This is a genomic window from Sphingobacterium sp. GW821-FHT03E03 (assembly GCF_059420745.1).
This window is the reverse complement of the sequence record NZ_JBWKUH010000012.1, coordinates 74,020-95,599: the sequence shown is the minus strand read 5'-3', so window position 1 is coordinate 95,599 and position 21,580 is coordinate 74,020. Positions and strand designations below refer to the sequence as shown.

The 21,580-nt window shown below is 37.4% G+C and carries 14 protein-coding genes and 1 tRNA gene; 5 read left to right on the top strand and 10 right to left on the bottom strand.

Going from position 1 to position 21,580, the window contains the following annotated elements; all coding sequences use genetic code 11:
* Positions 1 to 96 precede the first annotated feature (96 nt).
* The 3 genes from AC07UV_RS14735 to AC07UV_RS14725 form a co-directional block, all read right to left on the bottom strand.
* On the bottom strand, positions 97 to 1,446 hold the full coding sequence (locus AC07UV_RS14735) for a dihydrolipoamide acetyltransferase family protein (protein WP_495184292.1): 1,350 nt from the start codon (positions 1,444 to 1,446) through the stop codon (positions 97 to 99).
* A gap of 112 nt (positions 1,447 to 1,558) precedes the next feature.
* On the bottom strand, positions 1,559 to 2,818 hold the full coding sequence (locus AC07UV_RS14730) for a competence/damage-inducible protein A (protein WP_282252804.1): 1,260 nt from the start codon (positions 2,816 to 2,818) through the stop codon (positions 1,559 to 1,561).
* Between the two features lie 145 nt (positions 2,819 to 2,963).
* The gene (locus tag AC07UV_RS14725; protein ID WP_495184291.1) at positions 2,964 to 5,594 is read right to left on the bottom strand and encodes a putative LPS assembly protein LptD; all 2,631 of its coding nucleotides are present in this window, start codon (positions 5,592 to 5,594) and stop codon (positions 2,964 to 2,966) included.
* 201 nt (positions 5,595 to 5,795) lie between these two features.
* Between AC07UV_RS14725 and AC07UV_RS14720 the strand changes: the two genes are divergently transcribed.
* Together AC07UV_RS14720 and AC07UV_RS14715 are read left to right on the top strand one after the other, a co-directional pair.
* On the top strand, positions 5,796 to 6,596 hold the full coding sequence (locus AC07UV_RS14720; RefSeq protein WP_282252806.1) for an N-acetylmuramoyl-L-alanine amidase family protein: 801 nt from the start codon (positions 5,796 to 5,798) through the stop codon (positions 6,594 to 6,596).
* 62 nt (positions 6,597 to 6,658) lie between these two features.
* Positions 6,659 to 7,606 carry an MlaD family protein gene (locus tag AC07UV_RS14715; RefSeq protein ID WP_282252807.1) on the top strand — a complete coding sequence of 316 codons (948 nt, stop codon included), beginning with the start codon at positions 6,659 to 6,661 and terminating at the stop codon, positions 7,604 to 7,606.
* Between the two features lie 531 nt (positions 7,607 to 8,137).
* On the opposite strand, the gene AC07UV_RS14710 is transcribed toward AC07UV_RS14715, so the two are convergent.
* The 5 genes from AC07UV_RS14710 to AC07UV_RS14690 all read right to left on the bottom strand — a co-directional run bounded on the left by AC07UV_RS14710 (position 8,138) and on the right by AC07UV_RS14690 (position 13,400).
* On the bottom strand, positions 8,138 to 10,219 hold the full coding sequence (locus AC07UV_RS14710; RefSeq protein WP_495184290.1) for a S9 family peptidase: 2,082 nt from the start codon (positions 10,217 to 10,219) through the stop codon (positions 8,138 to 8,140).
* Between the two features lie 237 nt (positions 10,220 to 10,456).
* Positions 10,457 to 11,941, bottom strand: a complete 1,485-nt coding sequence (gene creD, locus AC07UV_RS14705) for a cell envelope integrity protein CreD (RefSeq protein ID WP_495184289.1) — start codon at positions 11,939 to 11,941, stop codon at positions 10,457 to 10,459.
* 4 nt (positions 11,942 to 11,945) lie between these two features.
* The gene (locus tag AC07UV_RS14700; protein WP_282252811.1) at positions 11,946 to 12,437 is read right to left on the bottom strand and encodes a Coq4 family protein; all 492 of its coding nucleotides are present in this window, start codon (positions 12,435 to 12,437) and stop codon (positions 11,946 to 11,948) included.
* A gap of 52 nt (positions 12,438 to 12,489) precedes the next feature.
* Positions 12,490 to 12,792 carry a winged helix-turn-helix domain-containing protein gene (locus tag AC07UV_RS14695; protein WP_120259565.1) on the bottom strand — a complete coding sequence of 101 codons (303 nt, stop codon included), beginning with the start codon at positions 12,790 to 12,792 and terminating at the stop codon, positions 12,490 to 12,492.
* Entirely contained in the window at positions 12,789 to 13,400 is a 612-nt protein-coding gene (locus AC07UV_RS14690; protein WP_495184288.1) for a hypothetical protein, read from the bottom strand. The genes AC07UV_RS14695 and AC07UV_RS14690 overlap by 4 nt, the downstream gene beginning before the upstream one ends.
* A gap of 149 nt (positions 13,401 to 13,549) precedes the next feature.
* Between AC07UV_RS14690 and AC07UV_RS14685 the strand changes: the two genes are divergently transcribed.
* Positions 13,550 to 13,631: transfer RNA gene (locus AC07UV_RS14685), tRNA-Leu, on the top strand.
* A gap of 68 nt (positions 13,632 to 13,699) precedes the next feature.
* Positions 13,700 to 15,025 carry a trigger factor gene (locus tag AC07UV_RS14680; protein WP_282252815.1) on the top strand — a complete coding sequence of 442 codons (1,326 nt, stop codon included), beginning with the start codon at positions 13,700 to 13,702 and terminating at the stop codon, positions 15,023 to 15,025.
* A 225-nt stretch (positions 15,026 to 15,250) separates the two neighbouring features.
* Here AC07UV_RS14680 and AC07UV_RS14675 read toward each other — a convergent pair whose 3' ends face one another.
* Positions 15,251 to 19,636, bottom strand: coding sequence for a translocation/assembly module TamB domain-containing protein (locus AC07UV_RS14675; protein ID WP_495184287.1), 4,386 nt, complete (start codon positions 19,634 to 19,636; stop codon positions 15,251 to 15,253).
* 51 nt (positions 19,637 to 19,687) lie between these two features.
* Here AC07UV_RS14675 and tsaD point away from each other — a divergent pair, with 51 nt between their 5' ends.
* Positions 19,688 to 20,689 carry a tRNA (adenosine(37)-N6)-threonylcarbamoyltransferase complex transferase subunit TsaD gene (gene tsaD, locus AC07UV_RS14670; RefSeq protein ID WP_495184286.1) on the top strand — a complete coding sequence of 334 codons (1,002 nt, stop codon included), beginning with the start codon at positions 19,688 to 19,690 and terminating at the stop codon, positions 20,687 to 20,689.
* Between the two features lie 54 nt (positions 20,690 to 20,743).
* Here the strand turns inward: tsaD and AC07UV_RS14665 are convergent, their stop codons facing one another.
* Complete coding sequence (locus tag AC07UV_RS14665; protein ID WP_495184285.1) at positions 20,744 to 21,565, bottom strand: hypothetical protein; 822 nt, start codon at positions 21,563 to 21,565, stop codon at positions 20,744 to 20,746.
* Positions 21,566 to 21,580: the final 15 nt, after the last annotated feature.

Genomic DNA, 21,580 nt, shown 5'->3' with positions numbered 1-21,580 from the left:
AGGTGAAAGTATATTCCGGTGAGAATATATATGGAGTTAAATAAAAAAGTTGCTGTCCTTTTGGACAGCAACTTTTTTATAACTATACTGTTGCCGTTAAATTTCTCTGTTGCTATCCCAGTTTTCGAGATAGTCTGCAACCCGTTTCAAGAATGTACCGCCTAGGGCGCCATCTATTGCACGGTGATCGTAGGACAGGGACAGATACATCATATGTCGGATTCCGATCATATCACCGTATTCTGTTTCGATTACTGCGGGTTTCTTTGTTATTGTACCGACTGCCAATATCGCCGCTTGGGGCTGATTGATAATAGGGGTTCCCATAATATTACCAAAAGCACCAATGTTGGTGAATGTGAATGTCCCATCTTGGGTATCATCGGGTTTTAATTTATTTGCCCGTGAACGCTGTGCAAGGTCGTTCACTGATTTGCTTAGCCCTACTAGACTCAACTGATCAGCATTCTTTATTACCGGTACGATGAGATTGCCGTTTGGCAGCGCTGCGGCCATACCGATATTGATATTTTTCTTTTTAATAATATTATAACCATCTATTGATATATTAACCAAAGGAAAGTCTTTTAAAGCCTTGGTAATGGCCTCTATAAATAGTGGTGTGAATGTAATATTTTCCCCTTCACGTTTCTTATACGCATCTTTTACTTTATTGCGCCATAGAACTAGGTTGGTTACATCTGCTTCCACAAAAGAACAAACATGCGGGGATACTTGGACACTCTTGACCATATGATCTGAAATCAAGCGTCGCATACGATCCATTTCAATAATTTCGTCGCTACCATTTACAACGGTGTGGACTGTTGGAGTCGGCGTAACTTGAGTAGATTCATTTTTGATCATTGGAACATTTGTCGGTTTCGCATGATCTGTGTTTTGCTGAATACCTCTATTGGCTACGTACAACAGGATGTCCTCTTTCGTAACTCTACCCTCGGCTCCTGTGCCTTGGATACGATCAAGTTCTTCCTGAGATAATCCCTCATGACGCGCGATGTTTTTTACTAGCGGCGAATAAAAGCGGACACCTTGTTCGTAATGTGTATGTGTTGTTTCTTCGACCGGACTACTCAATTGCGCTATACCTGGTATTTCGAGATTGGTAGTTTCACTTGAAAATGTAGGTTGATCAGCTAGGCTCTCCTGCGATTGAACAGTGGGTTCGCTTGTTTCGGTATCTCCTTCTATTTCTATAATTGCAACAACATCACCAACCTGAACAATTTGGTCTGCAGTATAAAGTTGTTCCTTCAAAATTCCCTTTACAGGAGAAGGTACCTCTGAATCAACTTTATCTGTTGCGATTTCCAATAAAGTGTCATCTTCTTCAATCAGGTCACCAGGTTGTTTCAACCATTTGGTAATTGTTGCCTCCGATACACTTTCTCCCATTTTTGGAAGTAAGAGTTTATATAAAGCCATATTTTTTAGCAATCTCGTTATAGAAAAACGAAGTTAATTAAATTGTGGTTTACTTTCAACAATTTGAAATATTATTCCTTAAAAAACGATTTTATTAAAATTTTATTTTAAGTTACTCGAATTTTGACCCTTCTTCTTTTACCAGTAGTTTCCAGAGCAGGAGAAGCGCATTCATGCGCGTACGTTCGATGTTTATGCGCCTATCATTGTTGAATTGAAACTTCTTTGTGATCACTTCTTTTTTTCCAGCTACCGCCACCCAGACTGTCCCGACAGGTTTCTCAACAGAACCGCCGCCCGGGCCGGCTATTCCTGTTGTCGCAATGGCATAGTCCGTGTTAAATTTTGCTTTTGCGCCTGCAGCCATTTCTATGGCCGTCTGCTCACTGACAGCGCCAAATTGCTCCAACGTTGTTTCATTGACATTTAGCAATTGCTGTTTTAGTCTATTGGAGTAGGGGATTGTTCCTCCGACGAAGATTTCGCTACTTCCGGGATTTGCTGTTAATGAAGCCGCCAGACTTCCGCCTGTACAGCTTTCAGCTGTAGTCAAGGTAAGTCGCTGTTGAGTAAACTGCTTAATTAAATATGCTTCAATAGTGGTGTCGTAATCCGCAATTACATAATTTTTTAAGCGATTCAAAAGTTTGCTCTTAAAGAGCTTTACTTCTTGAATAATATCAGCTTTGTTTTTACTTTTTCCGGAAAGCCGTAGGCGAATAAAAGCTAATGTGGGTAAATAGGCCAATTTAATAGTTGAAGGAAGTTCTTCTTCAATATCCTTTATTTCTTCAGCAAGATAAGACTCTCCAATGCCACCTACAAGTAAGGTTTCGTGGTGGATGAAGATATCTTTATTTTGTTGTTCGATCAAAGGGAAGACACGCTGTTCCATTAGATGCTTCATTTCAAATGGTACACCGGGCATAAAAATATAGTGTTTTTGTGCATCGGAAACCAACATACCTGGAGCTGTACCATAATCGTTGAATAATATTTCACAGTTTGCCAAAACATCGGCTTGCTGTCGATTAATCTCTAGCATTTCCATATTGCGGGATTCAAAGAAACTTGTTACGTGTTGAAGCACTTTTTCATCACGGATTAATGTAGTGCCAAAATATTTTGCCGCGGTTTTTTTTGTAACATCGTCTTTAGTTGGACCAAGCCCTCCGGTAATTAAAATTAAATCGGCTCTCGTGGATGCGTCTTTTAAAGTATTGAAAATAGCTTCCTCCGTGTCGGGAATGGATGTCATCTGGACAATATCTATCTCGAATTTTCCTAATTGTTGTGCAATCCAGCCGGAGTTGGTATCGATAATCTGGCCTATCAGAATCTCATCTCCAATCGTAATAATTTCTGCTTTCATAGTATAAACTTACATAAAATTACGGATCAACTATACGCTAAAATTGTTTTGATTAAAAGAATTTAAAGATGGTCCTTTTCGCGTAGTAACCGGGTTTGAATTTTTGGGTGTATACCGGATTAATTATATAAAAAAAGCAGTTATTTTAAAAATAACTGCCTCCAGAACTTGCTCTTTTTGTCAATTTGAGATCTTGCAATATTGATGCTTTTGCTCGAATGGTGACATTATAACTTCGATATCGTCCAAATGGCATCCATCCAAAGGACATATCCCAGCAGTGTAAATCTCGATAAATATTGAAGGAAGTCATGACAACTTCTTTTTGTTTGAAATCGTAGCCAGATTGAAATGTTACTTTCCATTTAGGCGTAACACTAAAATCCCCATGTAAATTCAGCGTACTAGTAATCTGATTGTCCATGCGTCGTGTACTCGTATTAAAGAACTTGGACATATTAAAACTGAACGAAGCCGCTAGGTTCCAGGGAATATTAAAGTCTACAAAAGCATTGGGGTCTGAACTGATTCGGGCTAAAGCTTGTGCTTGCTCTGGGGTCATTCCAGCATTGGACATTTGCTTTCTTAGTGAATCGATGTTGTCACCCCGCGATTTGGCCGCTTTCGGATTTAGGCTATAGTCAAAGGATAAACCAAAATTTGTCAGACGGGCCAAACTTCCATCTTTAATCGCATATCTGTTGACGCGGACACCATTCTCATTTACCGAATAAGGGTCAAATGTACCGTTGAAGTTTACATTCATCTTCTGGTCGAAAAATGCTGTCCGACCGGAGAAAGTTATCGGTGATAGTTTTAATGAATCTGCAACAAAATTGTAATTTCCACTGAAGGTTAAACCTTGAAGAATTGGTATCTTTTTGAAGCCACCGTCGGTAGTGTCAGATTTGCTCTTCACCTTGGCCTCGATATTGTTGTCAATTGAGAAGCCTATGCCTGCAGATTTTCCTGCAGAAGGTGAGCCATATACTCCCTGCGAAAAGATGGAGTATACGTTACGATTGCCATATTGATCATTATATTGTTGATAGAACCCATAACGTGGGTCTGAGAAATCTGGTCTGTAGTTAAAATTGATTGATGGAGTAACCACATGTCTGATCGCTTCGATCTTTCCGATCTTTGGATACATACCGTATATCTTGGTCGAAAGACCAGTAGATACAGAATAATCGTAAGCACGATTAAATCCCTGTAGTGTATCAAGCCGTTGTTTATAACCTGCCGGTGTGTTATCAATACGTTGTCTGGTACTTTGTAAGTACCAACGTTCGGTGTAGTTTACACTGGTATTGAATTGGAAGTATTTAAATGCGTTAAGAGATAAGCTGATCGGAATGTTATGCTGGAAACCATTCTGGAACCTTTTGAAACCTCCAGAACTAAATAACAAGCTGTCTTTGGTATTGACTGTATTTTGTGCCTGAAAACTATAACCAACATTGATACGTTGATACCATTTTTGTTCGCCGACACGATCTTTGCTGTCAAAGGGATTGAACGAAGAAACGTTTAAGCTAATATTGGGTAAGCTTAACTGAATACTTCTGTCAGCCATATTCTGACTATGGGTTAAACTTGCTGTTAGATTTACTTTTCCATCGGCAAACACTTTCCCATAACTGATAGATGACCCCATTCTGTTCTGGGCCAGATTTTCATAGGTGGTTAGGTTGCTTCCTGTACCTGTATTGCGGAAATAGGATGCGGTACCAAAGTTTACACTAGCAGAAAAAGATGTTCCCGGGTTAGCTTCTTGACGTTGGGTATGATTCCAGGTTACATTGAAGTCTTTGTTTGAACCATAATTATCGGTGCCTTCTATCCCTGTTTTGGTGTTAGCATAGCGTATGTTAAATCCACCATTAAATTTATAATTTACGGTATAACGTGTATTCATGGAGACTTCCCATGAACCTTTTGAATACAATGACCCCCTAATTTCACTATCCCAGTAATCGTTGAAAGCGAGATACCAACCAATGTCACGCATGGAGAAACCTCGCGTATAATCTTCACCAAAAGATGGGAAAAGAAATCCTGAGGCTCTTTTATCAGGTTTAGGGAAAAATGCAAATGGGAAGGCTACAGGCATAGGTACCCCCATTACCACTAAATAAGCAGGACCGGAAATGATCTGATTTTTAGTTACAATCCCTTTGGATATATGTATACCAAAATGGGTGTGTGGCTCTGGTAAATTACAAGTACTATAGAGTCCCTTGTAGATTGACATCTCATCATAGATATTCTTTCGGACGATATTGGCTTGGATAAAGCCTCCATCTACCTCGGTCATAATACCATAGGTATTCCCTTCCTGCTTTTCGTAATCATAATAGAGGGAATCTACTGTTTTAGGAGATTCACCATTTCCCATAATAACAATAGGACGGCCTACATATTTGCCGCTTTTATCATAGATGCCTGATGCAAAAATCTTTTTTTGATTGCGGTCGAGTCGGATGTAATCAGCGGAAAGTTCAAAATCCTGATACTTTACTTTTGCACCACGATATAAATGGCTAATATTCTTTGCTACTTCCGATTTTTGGGAATCGACGGCGATAATGCTGACTTCGGCCTGCAATCCACTGCCTTTTTTCTTAGTGGTATCCTGTCTGGATTTAGTGGAATCAGCAGGTTTTATTTTTGTTGTATCCTGCAGTTTACTGGTCGCCGAGACAGGGTCCTTACTTTGAAGTCCGTTCTGTTTTAATGGAATATTGCTCTGAGCGAATGTTGAATTGCCCATTGCAAGAATGATAAATAGTGTTAAAATGTTGATTAACGACTTCAAAATTAAAGACAAATGTTATTTTTGTGAAATAATGTTAAACTTCGAAGGACAAAATTAGTCAAAAAACAAATAGAAAATATGTTAAATATCGTTATCTATTAAAGAAATAATATTGACTCATTTTGTATCGTTTATAGTAGAGCAAATAATTATTCAATGAAATCAGATTTAAGAATTAGAAAATGGTGTAGCATTATGTTTGCTACTTTGGGATTTTTTTTATTGAATTCTTTCAAATTAAACAACGGCCAACCCGAACCACCCGACTATCAGATTAAAACCATCGTTATTGATGCTGGGCATGGTGGAAAAGATACCGGTGCACAGGGCCGTCGATCCCTAGAAAAGAATGTAGCGTTGGACGTGGCGTTAAAGCTCGGACGACAAATTCAAAAAGATATTCCGGGAGTTAAGATTATCTACACACGGACTTCTGATGAATTTGTGGAATTGTATAAACGTATTCGTTTGGCGAATGCTAACAAAGCGGATTTATTTATTTCCATTCACTGTAATTCAGGTGGTTCTAGTGCCCATGGAACGGAAAGCTTGGTTTCTGGTTCGCATCGTTTAGGGCAACAGGATGCTGCTGTCCGCGAGAATGCATCGTTATTGCTCGAATCAAATTATAAAGAAAATTACCAGGGATTTGATCCTAAAGACCCCGAAAGTGCCATTATTTTTTCATTGATGAAAAACAGATTCCGTGAAAAGAGTATTCGTTTGGCGCAGATGATTGAAGGAGAGTACGTGAAATCCGGAAGACATAGCCGTGGGTTCTGGGAAAAAGGATTAGCTGTATTAGCAGAAGCTGGAATGCCAGCTGTTTTGACAGAAATAGGATTTATCAGCAATAGGGAAGAGGAAAGCTATCTTTTATCAGATGAAGGGCAACAAGAAATTGTCAATAATCTGGTTTCGGCTTTAAAAATTTATAAAAATTCTGTTGAACGCTAAACAGATTTGCTTTTATGCTGTTTTAAAGTTATATTAATGATGCATTACAAAAAAAATGATTTGTGAAAATATCAAATGAAACAAAAGTCGGCATATTAGCAACAGTTGCAATTGCTCTATTATTTATAGGGTATAGTTTTTTAAAAGGAAACGATGTCTTCAGTAGCGATAATACATTTTATACCACTTACCATACAGTCGACGGTTTGACTTCTTCTAAACCGGTTTTAGTTAACGGTTATCAGATTGGACGGGTATCAAAAATGATCTTACAACCGGATGGTAAAATAAAAACGGAATTTAAGATCCATTCCCATTATAAAATCCCTAAAAATACTATTGCTCGGATTTCGAGTACAGATTTGTTGGGTAGCAAGGCAATTGTTTTTGAGATGGGCAATAGCACGGAAATGGCCAAAGATGGCGATTTTCTAAATTCAGGTATCCAAGCGAATATTATGGATAAAGTTGAACCAATCCAAAAGCGTATTGAAACTATTACGATCAAATTGGATTCTACATTGACAGTGGTTAATACGGTGCTAGATAAGCAATTTCAAGATGATTTTAAGAATAGTATCCATAGCATATCGACTTCCCTGAAAAATGTTGAGGGAATCACAAAAGATGTAGAAGGACTTGTGGGAAATGAAAAGGGAAGGCTAAATAGAATTATGGCCAATCTGGAATCGATTACATCCAATTTCTCACAAAATGGTGAGAAAATCAACGCTATAATGTCCAATCTAAACAATATAACGGATAAAGCGGCACGATTGGATTTTGAACAAACCATGAACAAGGTAAATGCGGCAATGTCCGATTTTCAAAATATTACGAGTAAGATCAATAGTGGTAAAGGATCAATCGGTTTATTGCTTAATGATGAAGAATTATACCGTAATCTGAATAATGCATCTAAAGAAATGGATAATCTGATGAAGGATGTCAAGGAGAAACCCGGTAAATATATCAAGCTTTCTATTTTTGGAAAAAAAGGAGAGAAATAGATTTCGTTTATTGGATATAGTTAATAATACAAAAAGCCTGCAATTTGCAGGCTTTTTGTATTTAAGACTTCTTTAGCGACTGAAGTTGGCTAGCTCTGCCGGTACTTAACTTATTACCAGATTGATACCATTTCCAATATTAAAACCATATTAACACTCTTTTTATACGGTATTAACAGAGGGTTAATAGGGATATACCCCAGTTAACCCTCTGTTATACCCTTGTTAATACCCTGTAATACCCCTTTTAATACATAAGCAGGTATTAATCAATAGTTAACTTGCTCTTTTATTGTCTGAAATGATCGAAAAAGATGGAATGAAATAGATTACATCCCCTGCGGATGGTCAATTTGCAAGGGAAATCAATAATCCTGAATCCGGAAATATCGGGTTTACTTTATAGTCAGCCATTAAACCAAAATTAACGCTACTCAATAAGTGGCGTTAATTTTGGTAATTGCAATATTTTACTAGCGATTTTATCAGTAGTGTAAGTATATTATCTCACTATCTGATTTTATAGCGGTTTTATAAGGTTTCTTTAAGCCATGTAAAGAATTCTCTTTGCCAGACCTGAGCATTGTGCCCTGATAGTACCCAATGGTTTTCATCAGGGAGATAAACAAGTCTGCTTTTTATTTTCTTCAACTGAGCAAGTTGAAAGGCTGCTAAACCCTGTCCTATGGGAACACGATAATCTTTTCCGCCTTGAAAAATCAGAATAGGCGTATGCCAGTTGTTTGCTTTTTCAATCGGATTAAACTGGGTATATGATTTTTCGTTTTTGCTATCCCAATAGGCACCCCCCAATTCATGATTGGCAAAGAACAATTCTTCCGTCGTACCATACCAACTTCTCATATCGAATAAGCCGTTATGTGCAATGAATGTTTTGAAACGATTTTGATGGACTCCGGCTAACTGGTAAACGGAATAACCACCATAGCTAGCACCAATTGCTGCCCGACGCGCTGTGTCGACATATGTTTCTTTGGATATGTCATCTATAGCAGACAAGTAATCTTTGATCGGTTGTCCGCCCCAATCTTGGGAAATCGCCTCATTCCATTTTACCCCCCAACCGGGCATGCCTCTACGATTTGGTGCGATCACAATGTAACCTTGTGAAGCAATTAATTGCAGGTTCCAACGGAAAGAATAAAACTGCGTGAGCGCAGATTGTGGACCACCTTCACAGTAGAGTATAGTTGGGTATTTTTTTGCAGGATCAAAATTTGGAGGGTAAATTACCCATGAAAATAAATCAGCACCGTCGGAGGCTTTTGTAATACGTCTTTCAATTTTGTTTTCCGCAATTGCTGCATACTTGCCGTCATTGACCTTGGTGACTGCTGTCAAAGATTTGTTTTTGAGATCAAAGCTAAAGACTTCAGTCGCACGCGTGAATTTGGTCAAAGTAACAATCAGCTTATCTCCGGTTTGACCAACAATACCCGTAATATCAAAGTCCCCTGTTGAAATTTGTTGGATCTTTGGAAGACTTTTTGACTTTATATTCGAAGGTACCTCTAATTCAAATAGCTGCACAGTACCTTTTGTGGCAGCAGTAAAGTATATTTTGCGATTATCATTGCTCCAGATAAAACTGTTGACGGTACCATCCCAGTGTGCTGTTAAATTTAATCGAATTGAACTGCTTTTATCAAATAGGATGATGTCATTTTTGTCGGACTCATAACCATCGGTTTTCATACTGAGCCAAGTTAAGCTTTTACCATCTGGAGAATAAGCTGGTGCGATGTCATAGCCGTTCATGCCCTCGGTCAGATTGGTGGTCGTACCAGAAGATAATTCATAACGATAAATATCTGTGTTGGTACTCACGGCATAATCTGTCCCGAATTTTTTCTTGCAAACATATAATATCGCCTTGCTATCGGGAGACCAAATGAAATCTTCTGCACCACCGAAAGGTGCCTGGGGACTGTAGTAAGGTTGATCCTTCAGCAGATCAACAGGATTTCCTATTTTTCCATTACTATAGCTGGCAACAAAAGGGTGATTGAATTTTCCATCATTGAATGTATCCCAATGTCTGTAATCTAAGTTGTCATAAATATAGGCATCTGATTTTGGCAATTCTGGATATTTATCTGTGCTATGGTATTTTTTGATTAATACGGATTGGCTAAAAAGGATATGTGTTCCGTCGGGAGAAAATTTGACATTTTCCAAAGCCATCTCACTGGATGTCAGCTGAGTTGCCTCTCCCTTTGTCAGATTTTTTTTCCACAAGTGACCTTTCGATAAATAAATCACATCACCATTTTGTTCGATCTGGACTACTGCTTCGCCTCCTTTTTGATCCGTAAATTGACCACCGGCACCATTGGCCAATGAGATGGTATAAAGATTCTTCTCACTCGTATTGCTTTCCAGGTTGTAATTAGAAACACTGTACAGCAATGTTTTACCGTCTGAAGAAAGTCCTTCAGCCGATACACGTCCGAGATCCCATAGGGTGCTAGGGCTAATAGGTTGTGGTGATTCCGTAACCATTTTGAAACTGGATTTTCCACCTTTGCTTTCTTGCGCATTGCTGAGGTTGCATGCCATAATCGCTAATGTAAATATTGTGAGTTTTTTCATCCGCATAAATTTGTTTATTCATTATTTCATTTTCCCTTTAAGGTATTCATGCTGCCTTCGGCGGTTTCATATATATAATATTGAAAAATGTCGCTGCAATTTACAGATTTTGCTGCTAAAAGCTGAGCAAAGGATGAAAATAGCCGTCTTATTTAGCAAAAAGACGGCTATCTGCTCGGATAAGTTTATTTCTTTAGCAATATGCCGATAATTACCCAATAGATTTTGAGATGTTGCTTATTGATCAGCATGATTGTTGTCAAATTGATACCAATTGATTTTTGTGGAAACACGCATCAGGATTGCCAAGATGATAAAGATACCGATCGTTCCGGCAATGAGAGAGTAATCTCTAAGTTGCATGAGTACATAGATGAATAAATAGAATGTACCTAAAATTGCCCCAAGTAAGAGCGCAGATTTAAGATCTTTTGTAATCGCTTTTATAAAACTTCCGATGAGGATTACGGTGGCAACTGAAGCGATTAAATAGGCTGTATTAAATCCGATATGTTCTGATAATGCTAATAACAATGTATAAAAAAGTACCATGGCTGCTCCGATTAGTACATATTGGATAATATGGATTCTTTTTTTCTTGATAATCTCAGTGAATAAGAGTGAAGTGAATGTCAAGAGGATGATCAAAATACCATATTTAGCAACCCGCGTCGTTTTTTGATAGTTATTGATGTCTGGCAGGAAATTGATGGTGATCATATCCGAGTTGACTAACATGTCACTGGATACGTTTGAGTCTGATGCAGCACGGGCTGTAGGCTGTGGAGGCTCAGATTCATCTGTCAGGTTGCCCCTGTTTTTTTCGAAGAGATAGATTGGATAAATATCTCCTGACCATTGTTGGGGCAGCTTGCGGCTAAAGGAAGGGATCTCCCAAGATGCTGAAAAATTGGCATTGTCGACTGTTCGTTTACTTGGTAAGAATGCACCGGCAAAACTCGGATTAGCCCAATTTCCTTTTGCAGAAATATTCGTTTGATCACCGAGCGGGACAAAATTTAATGATTTTGAACCTTTTAGGTCTAATGTGATTTTGAAAATGTTTTCGCTTTGGGGATTGATAGAAATGGGACAGACTAGATTTTGATTGAATAGTTTGAGGTTGTTAAAATCGGGATCGAAAGTTGATTCTATACCATTCCATTTGAGAACAGGGCGTTTGCCCAGTCCCTTAAAATCTTGTATACCAAATACTAATCGACTTCCTTTCCAATCAATCTTCTCAATTGGAATTTCCAGCTTTGTTAGATCGATTTTATTAAAGCTACCTTCGATAGAGATATGACTATTATATACCACAGTATTATAGATCCCCCTGGAAAGATGCTGTGGGCTGATGTCTGTGTTGATGTTCGAGCTTTGAGGCAGAATAAAAATCCACTTTGTTTGTTTGTATTCTAATGTTGCTGAGTTTTTACTTTTTTCAGCGGACTTCTGAATAATTTCGCTGTATGGGATTGCTACGACTGGACCGGAAATAACCTGCTCCTGGCCCCAATTAAGCGCAATACCTTCGGATACGCTTTGCTCGCGAGTTTTACGTTCTTCAATTAGATCACTGATTAATGTCAGTGGTATGAGCAATAGTAGTGAAAGAAATAAGATGACAAATAATTTTAGGACTGTTGAGTTGCTAATTTTGTCAAAGAGCGAATACTGTTCCGCTGCAAATGAGCTTTTGGGTGTATTTTGGTTTTCCATGATTTCATTTGTTTAAATCAACCTGAATATTTTTACTGTATAATGCAATTTGGAGTTCGGTAAGCTGGTAATGAAGTATCTCTTTGAATTCTATATGATGGAACTTCTGCAGGGATCGACCTTTCTGAAAGGTTTTCTTGTAATATTTAAAATGTTCTGGAAAAAGGATGCCACCAATCGCGATCATTCCCATTAAATACAGACTGACTTTTCCGTTGCCCAACAAAAGGTATTGCATGGCAATTTCATCTTGGATTTCGGTTCCTGTTCCTGTTATAATATGGAAGACATCATGATTTTCCAATTTTGGCATAACATCAAATCCCTTACTTGCGTAAAAGAGACCCAAACTATGGCCAATGCTCCCAACTGGGTAGGTTAAAAATTCCTCTTTGCTAATTCCCCATGCTTTTTTGTTCCATTTGAAAATATCCGCATATACTTTGGAAGACCAATTGTAGAGATGGAGCATGAGTTTTAATCGAATTCCTTTCATATTTTTATGATTTTAAAAGTACTTTGAATTTCAAAGTATATAGATAAAAAAATTATTTATATTGTTGTTTTATTAAATTTTCTAATGCAATAAGGTGATTTTCAAATGCTTTTAATCCTTTTGTCGTCCTTTTATATTTGGTGTTGGGTTTGCGGTCGACAAAACTTTTTTCCACGACAATATATTCTTCTTTCTCCAATGTTTTGAGGTTGGACGCTAGATTTCCATCGGTTACTTCCAATACTTCTTTGAACGAATTGAAATCATATTCTTCATTCACTGCAAGTACGCTCATAATTTGTAAGCGGACTCTATTTTCGAATATTTTGTCATATAAAGAAAGATCTAATTTCACGATTCGTACTTTTTGTAAACGATAAAACCATAGATGATATGTAACACACCAAATCCTAATCCCCATAACATCAGTCCGTGGTCTGGAAGACATACTGCCATTAAACCTAAGCATATTTCTAGTATGCCTAACCATTTCACCTCTGTGAAGGTATAAATGCTACCAGCAGCTAAAGCCAAACCATAGAAAATTAGCAGTATCCCAGCAATCAAATGATAATAACCTTGAGAAAGTAGGACTAATGCTAAAACTCCTCCAGTTATCAAAGGAATTGAAACTGCAAATAAAAGAGATTTGCTGGTAATGTTCCAAATCGACTGCTTATTTTTCTTTGCTTTCTTGCGAGCCATTAACCATCCGGTCAATAATGAGAGCGTTAGAATCAATATAGCAACTATTAAAAAGAGTGTAGGAATAGCCAGACCAGACGCGAACCGATTGATCGCAGTGTCGGGAATTGCTATCGTATAGTAGCCAAATAAAGTTCCTAATAACGCATAGCAGCCAATAAGAACACCTGACAAACCGCTTATCGAAACAAATTTGGAGGATTTCTCCATCAATAATCTGATCTCTCCAAGCTCTTTAAATAAATCTTTTTGTTCCATAAAAGTACTTTGATATTCAAAGTAAATGAATAATAATGAATTATGCAAGAGGTAGAAAGAATATTGAAAAAAAATAAAAAAAAGAGTGAAAAATACTTGCAAGATATAGGTTTGGTTTCTATCTTTGTGGCATCAAAAGAAATCCTAATGCGGAAGTGGCGTAATTGGTAGCCGCACCAGACTTAGGATCTGGCGCCGCAAGGCGTGGGGGTTCGAGTCCCTTCTTCCGCACTTGATGTCCTCCCGAACTTAAAACCTCGGGAGGATTTTTTTATGAATGCGATATAGCTAAAAAGAGTATGAATATTTCACACGAGAATGTAGATGCAATCAATGCGGTCGTCAACGTCGCATTAGCACCTGAAGATTATAATCCTCAAGTCGACAAAGAGATTAAAGCGCAAGCTAAAAAGGCAAAATTACCAGGTTTCCGTCCGGGTCAGGTTCCAGTGGGACATATCAGACGTACTTATGGTAAATCTATCTTATTTGATGAGATCAATAAATTGGTGAACGATAAAATCACGAATTATATTTCAGAAAATAAATTAGAAGTTTTAGGTCAGCCACTTCCTTTGGAAGATGACGCACAATATAGCTGGGATTATAAAGACAATTTCAATTTTAAATATGAGATTGGTTTAGCTCCTGCTTTTGAATTGCCTTTTACTGCTGAGACTGAGTTTGCTGTTTACGATATCAAAGCTGATCAAGAGACCTTGGCAGATCGTATCAAAAACTTGCGTCGTAGCTATGGAAAGATGACTAATCCAGAAGTATCAGAAGAAGGTGATGTATTGTATGCTACCTTGAAACAAGATAAAGAGGAAGGTCTTGAGAAAACAACTTCGATCCGTACGGATATCGTTGAAGATGCAAAAATCAAGAAATCTTTAGTAGGTCTTAAAAAAGACGATGCTGTTAAAATCGATGTTAAGAAAGCTTTCAAAACAGAAGATTTAGCACGTATCTTAGGTATCACTGAAGAAGAAGCTACAGCTTTGGATGTTACAAAATTCGAATTGACTGTTAAAAACATCAACCGTTTAGAAGAAGCTGATCTTAACCAAGAATTTTTCGATAAATTGTTTGCAGAAGGTGAAGTAACTGAAGAAGCTCAATTTACTGAAAAAGTAAAAGAAGAAGTAGAAAACTTGTTCAAGCAAAACTCAGATCAAAAATTACGTAACGATATGTATACTTTTGGTATGGATAAAGTTGACGTAAAATTCCCTGAAGAGTTTTTGAAAAGATGGTTGAAAGCGACTAACCCTAGTATTTCTGAAGAAGAGCTTAACGAAGGATTTGCTGATTTCTTGAACAACTTGAAATGGACAATCATCGAAAACCGTGTCGTTACTGAAAACGGTCTTGAAGTTAAATATGATGAGGTAATCAATTTAGCGAAAGAACGTATCTACGCACAAATCAAAATGTACAATATCAATGAAGAGCCTTCTGATGAGCAATTGAATCAGTTTGCAATTCAATTGTTACAAGACAGAGAGCAAGGTAACCGTTTGTTCGAAGAAGCTAAAGCTTTGAAAGTATTTGATCACTTAAAAGGTTTGGTTAAATTGAACAGTAGTGATATTGAATTTAAAGAATTCGAAAAATTAGCGTAAGCGGTTTTTAACATTATTATAAGAAGGCCTTCCAAATATCTTGGAAGGCTTTTTTTATGCCTTCAATGAAGTCTCCTTTATACTGTTGATCGTTTTGATTTATAGAAGCGACCTAGATATATCCCTTGCTCTGATCTTACCATTTGGTAGTTATTGATTCATTCAGTTTTTTGATTGTGATGGGATAACTGGACTAGCTTTTACTATTATTTTAGTAGCCTATTGTTAGTTGGGTTGGTTTTTCTTTACATCTGTTTGGGTTGGAATAAAGAAATTATTCTTTTTTCCCAATGGAAATAGCCTTTTCAGAAATTCAGAGAAGGTGTTAAACTCCTGCCGATATAATAATCCAAAGGCGCTGATATATTCCCCATCGTTTGGACTAAGAAGAAAGTTTCTTGTGTTTAGGCGGTTGGAAGCCCTAAGTACAAGGCGACCATCTTTGCGCAAATAAAACATAGCTTCAGCATCCGTTGAAACACGATCTGAGAATACATTCAAATCTGTTAACGCCTGACTCCTGCGATCCGAAATACCGCCTGTGAGAACTAACCTATCATTAAATAAACGAAGGGATGCAGAGGCGTCATTAAGTGATTTGATATTGATATCAAAGAAATTGATATTAAGTGATTGCGCGATTATATTGTTGATCTGATTGAAAGCAATTTCGGTGCCTGCTGATAGCAATGTATTATTAACTTCTTTCCCAAAATCGCTTTGTGTTCCGGGGGTGAAGCTACGTCTGACAATTAAACTGAGCGCTTGTTGGTTAACATTGTTGGCATCAGAGAAATACCCTTGCAGTTCGTCCTTAACACCTGGATTCTGGGGGAAATTGATGTCAAATGTAATATCGGGCTGGCTCAACTGACCTTTTAAAATCATGTCTGCTTGTGCTAATACACGCTCAGGGTTTTCTTCTCTTCCAGCGGCATTGTACAGTGGAGCTAAGCTTGTTCTTTGTTGGTAGATTGCGTTGATATTGATATTGGCTTCAGTCGGATTTCCAGCCCATCGTACAGTTCCACCTTCCTTTAAGTCAAATATTTTGTTGATATAATCCTGTGCAGTGAAATTAAACTTGCCACTGTTAACAATGAAATCACCGAACATTTCAAAATCTCCCAGTGAAGATATTCGCATATTCAGGTTACTATTTCCTTTGCCCGATAGTTCCCCCATACTTGAAAAAAGGTTGATTTCAGCATTTGGTGTGATCAGTAGATCCATATTCATCGTCAAACCATTAAAATCCCGTTTCTTTTGATTTTTCTTGATTTTGGTGGAATCTTTTTCTATAAAGTAGATGAAATCACTATCGGAAATTGTACTTGCGCTATTAAAGGGTATATTGATGACTGTGTTTTCTTCTGATTTAGCGCGTATATTGATATTCATTGCTGATGTCAATCCCTTGAACTGAAAGGTTCCAGAAGCATAAGCGGTACCGTAATAGGTATTATTATCTTTTATTGTTGTATTCAATACCATGAAATTTTTCGCTTCGGCTGTCACATCTATATCGGGGTCACTTAACTTGTTGAGATCGACAATACCATCGATTGTCGCTACATTGTTTTTTTGATCGTATATTTTGAGACCAGTAAGGAAAATTCTATTGTTGGTCACGTTGACTTCTTCGGAAAGACGATAGGGAGTTTTGAGGTAATTGATAACCATGGAAGCGTTGTCAAGCTTTCCTGATCCACTAATTTTGGGGTTTAGGATATCACCTTCAATGTCCAGGTCTGCATTTACCTTACCTTTAATGTTAGAAACTAGACTTCGCAGAAACGGTTGAAAAACAAATACATCTGTATTCACTAAAGTTGCCCTAAGGTTGAGCTTGTTGCTTTCACTTAGGTGGTTGTAAGAACCTCTTAACTGAATTAATTTATCACCTTCTTCTATTTTACTGTCTAATTTTACCAATTGGTTTTCAGGATCATAATTGGCACTAAGCGCTAATGATCCTATAGGAATATTATTATAAAGGATAGGAGATGTCTTGATATTCGCAACGATAAAAGGAGACTTAAAAACAGAATTGACCTCGATCCGTCCATTTAAGTTTCCTAACAAATTGATTCCGTGTGGTTTTGTGATACCATTGAGCGAGCTGAGATTAAAATCCTGGAATCTTAAATTGATTTGATCTGAAAGGTCATTTGATAATATGCCATCAATATGCACTTTCTGCTCTGCATGACTCAATGTGAGTTTCTCAAAATACCATTTGCCCTTTGAAATTTTTAATTGTGCATCATTGTTGACAAGCCACTGTTCTTTGTTGATAAGTATATTGGACGGGTAAAAATTGATGAAAGCTGGCTTTGCGTGGGCAAAACGGATAACCCCATTGAGATCTAAGCTATTGCTGGCTTCCAGTTCTGACATTTTGATGTTGAACTGTAGGCTGTCGTTGACTAAGGTATTTGAAATATTTACATTCTTGATGTAAGTGCTATCCGTAAAATTGATCTGGTCTATGGAAGTCTGTAGTTCCATATTTTTAAGATTGGCATTTTGGTCAATAATCAAATGGGTGAGACGTATGCCATTGTATTTGAATTCAGGCGCATAAAAATTAAAATTTGCTGTCTGCTTTTCGCTGGCAAATTTTGCATTCAATGTTGCTCCACTATCCAGGGCGATGTCTTTTCTAAAGAACGTTGCGATAGGTCTGAATGATTTTATATTGATATTGAGGTCAAAGTCCTGACGGTTAAAGTCATTCTTTTCAAATCCAATTGCAGGGGCGTACCGCATCGCGAGGGCCTTAAAATAGGGGACAATCGTGTTTAGATCAATTCTTCCTTTGAGGTCAATATGGCCAATAGCGGACTGCAGTGTTAACGACCGAGCTTCTTGATCTCCTTCTGCGAGGAAATTGATATTTTTGATCACAAACTTTCCTTTGGAGGAAGTAAAACTTACACTATCAGATTTAAATTCCCCTGTGATATTATTGATGTTATCCCCAATTAAGCTCGTATGTAATTTAGTGTCTATAATATTGATTGAGTCACCTTGAAAGAAATTGAGCTTTTTTAAATTTGCCTGTTGTATGTCAGCATCCAAGTGGTAGTTGGGGCGAGAGGACCAGTCTACATCTGTCGTAAACTGTAATCTAAGATTGGGGTCATGTATTGTTCCCGAACCGAGAAATAATTGTTTGTCTATATCGCCTTTAACCTGAATCTGCTGATAGGTATATTGTTTAAAACTGAAATTAGTTAGATTACCTGCTATATTAAGTTTTAAATACTTGGGATCAGTACCTGTTCCATCGAGCTGTAGATCGAAGCCAGAACTGCCTAAATCTTTTAATTTGGTAGCTTTACCAAGATCAAATTTTTTAGACTGAAATTTGCCGGCATATTTTATCTCTTTTCGCAAGTCTAGTGTTCCAACAGCTTCTACGTTACCAATATCAGTGGCGAAGGCACCAATGGTTTTAAACTTATTGTACTGTCCAAGTAAACTGCCTTTGAATGTGAATTTATTGAAGAGTTTGACAATCTCCGGAAGTTTGAAGTTTTTTAAATTGCCAAGTTCACTAATAATATTTTTGAGATCGCTATGTTCAGAGGAAATAAAAACATGGGGAACAATAAAGTTTGTCTTGTCTATATCAGGTAGACCTATAATTTTTAGATCACCCGCTAATTTGGTGTTTTTTCCGATGGTCAGATCTACTTGTGAAGCATCGATGGCTGCTACTGTACCTCTCAGATTTGATTTTTTGATCTTTACATCAAACTTGACCTGATGCATAGGAGAGGAAAAGAGAGCAATATCCTCGGAGTGTATGCGCGAATCGCGTGCGCGAATCTCGACATTGACTTTATGAATAAAGTCTGAAAAATCTGAGAAATTATTGTAGCTTAATTTTATATAATTTTTGACTGTGGAACGATTGGTTGTAAGCATGAGATCTGTCAGTTCAATGCTTTTGCTACTTACTGAAGCACGTGCGAGGAGTCCCTTAATAACCAATCCTTTTTTCTCATTAAGATCGAAACCTTTGATGTCTGCTGAGATTCGATTGGAGTCAATTTTTATATTACTAAAGTGTGCATTTAATTTTGATATGCCTAAATCGCCAAAATCAACAACTTTGTTATAGTGTTTTTGCCTGTGGTTAACATAGTTGAATGAGTTGTTGTTGATAATAAGTTCTTTAATGTCAAAGATTATTTTTTTTGAACTTTTCTTTTTCTCTTTCTTTGGCGGGTTGAAATATCGGATTAAAAATGAGATGTTGCTGCTATCCTTAAATTGTTCAAAATTACTTTCCGTATTTTCAATCTTCAACTTATTAATGACAACCCTGTTCAATTCTATTAGTTGGGATAGATTTACAATTGCCTCTATTTTTTCGGATTTTATGATTTTTTGACCTTCTGGGGTATAAATTTCGAAGCCCTCTATCACAACAGATTTAAAGGGTTTAAAATAAATACTTTTTAAACTGATTTTAGTGTCCAGCTCATTGGATAAATACTTGATGGCCTTTTGTGCAACAAAATTTTGCACAGGTTTCAGCTGTAGCGATAATGCCAATGCAAGCAGTATAATGAATATACTACCCAGGACTATTGACATTATTTTTATTATTTTTTTGATACTTTTGTATTCTAATTTATAACTCCAGCTATGGCTATTATTTTAGGGATTGAATCCTCTTGTGATGAAACCTCCGCTTCTATTTGTATTAACGGTGAAATTCATTCAAATGTTATTGCTACTCAGGCAATCCACGCAAAATATGGTGGAGTTGTTCCCGAGTTAGCCTCACGTGCTCATCAACAAAATATTATTCCTACGGTGGACGAAGCCATTCGTCAAGCAAAAATAAGCAAAAATCAAATAGATGCAGTGAGTTTTACGCGCGGACCTGGATTATTAGGTGCTCTTTTGGTCGGAACTTCTTTTGCAAAATCATTTGCACTTGCTCAGAATATTCCGTTAATCGATATAAATCATATGCAGGCGCATATTTTGGCCCATTTTATTGAAGAACCGAAACCGAGTTTTCCTTTTTTATGTCTAACTGTTTCAGGTGGGCATACACAAATTGTCCTGGTAAAAGATTACTTCGAAATGGAATTATTGGGTGAAACTCTGGACGATGCTGCAGGGGAAGCCTTTGATAAGACGGCTAAGATCCTCAATCTGCCTTACCCCGGTGGACCGCTTATTGATAAATATGCAAGTCAGGGTAATTCCAATACGTACAAATTACCAGAACCTCAAATTCCGGGACTTAATTTTAGCTTTTCAGGGTTAAAGACAGCAATACTCTACCTTGTTCAAGATCAGTTAAAGCAGAATCCTGATTTCTTGACAGAAAATATCGCAGATCTCTGTGCTAGTGTGCAATCCCGTATTGTCTCTATCTTATTAAATAAATTGAAGAAAGCCGCAAAGCAAACGGGTGTGAAAGATATCGCGATTGCGGGCGGTGTTTCTGCGAATTCTGGACTAAGAAAGGGATTGATTGAAATGGGGGAGCAATACCATTGGAATGTCTTTATTCCTAAATTAGAATATTGTACAGATAATGCAGCGATGATCGCCATTGCTGGATATCATAAATATTTAAAAGGGGACTTTGTTGGTCAGGATGTAGCTCCGATGGCGAGAATGCATTTATAAAATATTATTAAAGAACGTTTCCCTAATAATCTAACTAGGGAAACGATAATTTCCTTATAAAGGAGAACTGTAACCGTAGGCCTGTGCTGCTGAAGTAAACTTATCTTTTTTAGGCTGATAGAAGTTCAATTCATAACCTTCTGCTCCCCAAAAAATGCTAATAAAACTAATTCCTGCTTCCGAACGCAGTACAGTGAGAACCTGGAATGCCTCATTGTCAAATTGACCACCATCATCGACTCGCCAAGTACTAATATCATCATAGGTGGCCGGAAAATCCAAATTAATTAATTGGTCTTCTTTGATATACGAAAAAACCGCCAGTGCCGAATCTTGTTGGTTTTCAAAAACCGTGAGATTGAATTCAGCTTGATCTTTTAGGACAGCGACTGTAGTGCTTTTATTTATTTTCCTTTTATATTTTTTTTCCAGTTTTTCCTTTACCTCCTGAGTTGTCTCGCGCTGAACTTTTGTAAAAGATTCTATTTTATATTGATTTAAGAATGCCTGATTGACTAACATTCCAAAATCTCCGGATTTAATTTCATTCTTTATTGTAAACAATGAGCCTTCGCTATTGGCAAAGTTTTGTGCTGTCTGCCTTCCGTTGCTTTCCTTATTGTCTGTTTTATTCTGTATAAATCCCAATGGGCTAACTTGATTTTCTATAATGACATAGTTGTATTTTTCGGGACTCTCCATGGCCTGATCCATTGGAAGGGCAATTAATGAATCTTTTTGCTGATTCAAAAAGCCAAAATAAGGTGAAATTAATTGCTCTTTATTTTCACTCTTAACCGGAGGTTTGGATTGATTTTGACTGTTGTCACAACCGTATAATGTAAGTAGAAGAATAGCTAAAAAAAGTGATTTCATAAGAGTGCGTAAAAT

Excerpts from the sequence above, each read along its gene's own strand:
- AC07UV_RS14735 (WP_495184292.1), bottom strand. The coding sequence starts at position 1,446 with ATGGCTTTATATAAACTCTTACTTCCAAAAATGGGAGAAAGTGTATCG.
- AC07UV_RS14730 (WP_282252804.1), bottom strand. The coding sequence starts at position 2,818 with ATGAAAGCAGAAATTATTACGATTGGAGATGAGATTCTGATAGGCCAG.
- AC07UV_RS14725 (WP_495184291.1), bottom strand. The coding sequence starts at position 5,594 with ATGGGCAATTCAACATTCGCTCAGAGCAATATTCCATTAAAACAGAAC.
- AC07UV_RS14720 (WP_282252806.1), top strand. The coding sequence starts at position 5,796 with ATGAAATCAGATTTAAGAATTAGAAAATGGTGTAGCATTATGTTTGCT.
- AC07UV_RS14710 (WP_495184290.1), bottom strand. The coding sequence starts at position 10,219 with ATGAAAAAACTCACAATATTTACATTAGCGATTATGGCATGCAACCTC.
- creD (WP_495184289.1), bottom strand. The coding sequence starts at position 11,941 with ATGGAAAACCAAAATACACCCAAAAGCTCATTTGCAGCGGAACAGTAT.
- AC07UV_RS14700 (WP_282252811.1), bottom strand. The coding sequence starts at position 12,437 with ATGAAAGGAATTCGATTAAAACTCATGCTCCATCTCTACAATTGGTCT.
- AC07UV_RS14690 (WP_495184288.1), bottom strand. The coding sequence starts at position 13,400 with ATGGAACAAAAAGATTTATTTAAAGAGCTTGGAGAGATCAGATTATTG.
- AC07UV_RS14680 (WP_282252815.1), top strand. The coding sequence starts at position 13,700 with ATGAATATTTCACACGAGAATGTAGATGCAATCAATGCGGTCGTCAAC.
- AC07UV_RS14675 (WP_495184287.1), bottom strand. The coding sequence starts at position 19,636 with ATGTCAATAGTCCTGGGTAGTATATTCATTATACTGCTTGCATTGGCA.
- tsaD (WP_495184286.1), top strand. The coding sequence starts at position 19,688 with ATGGCTATTATTTTAGGGATTGAATCCTCTTGTGATGAAACCTCCGCT.
- AC07UV_RS14665 (WP_495184285.1), bottom strand. The coding sequence starts at position 21,565 with ATGAAATCACTTTTTTTAGCTATTCTTCTACTTACATTATACGGTTGT.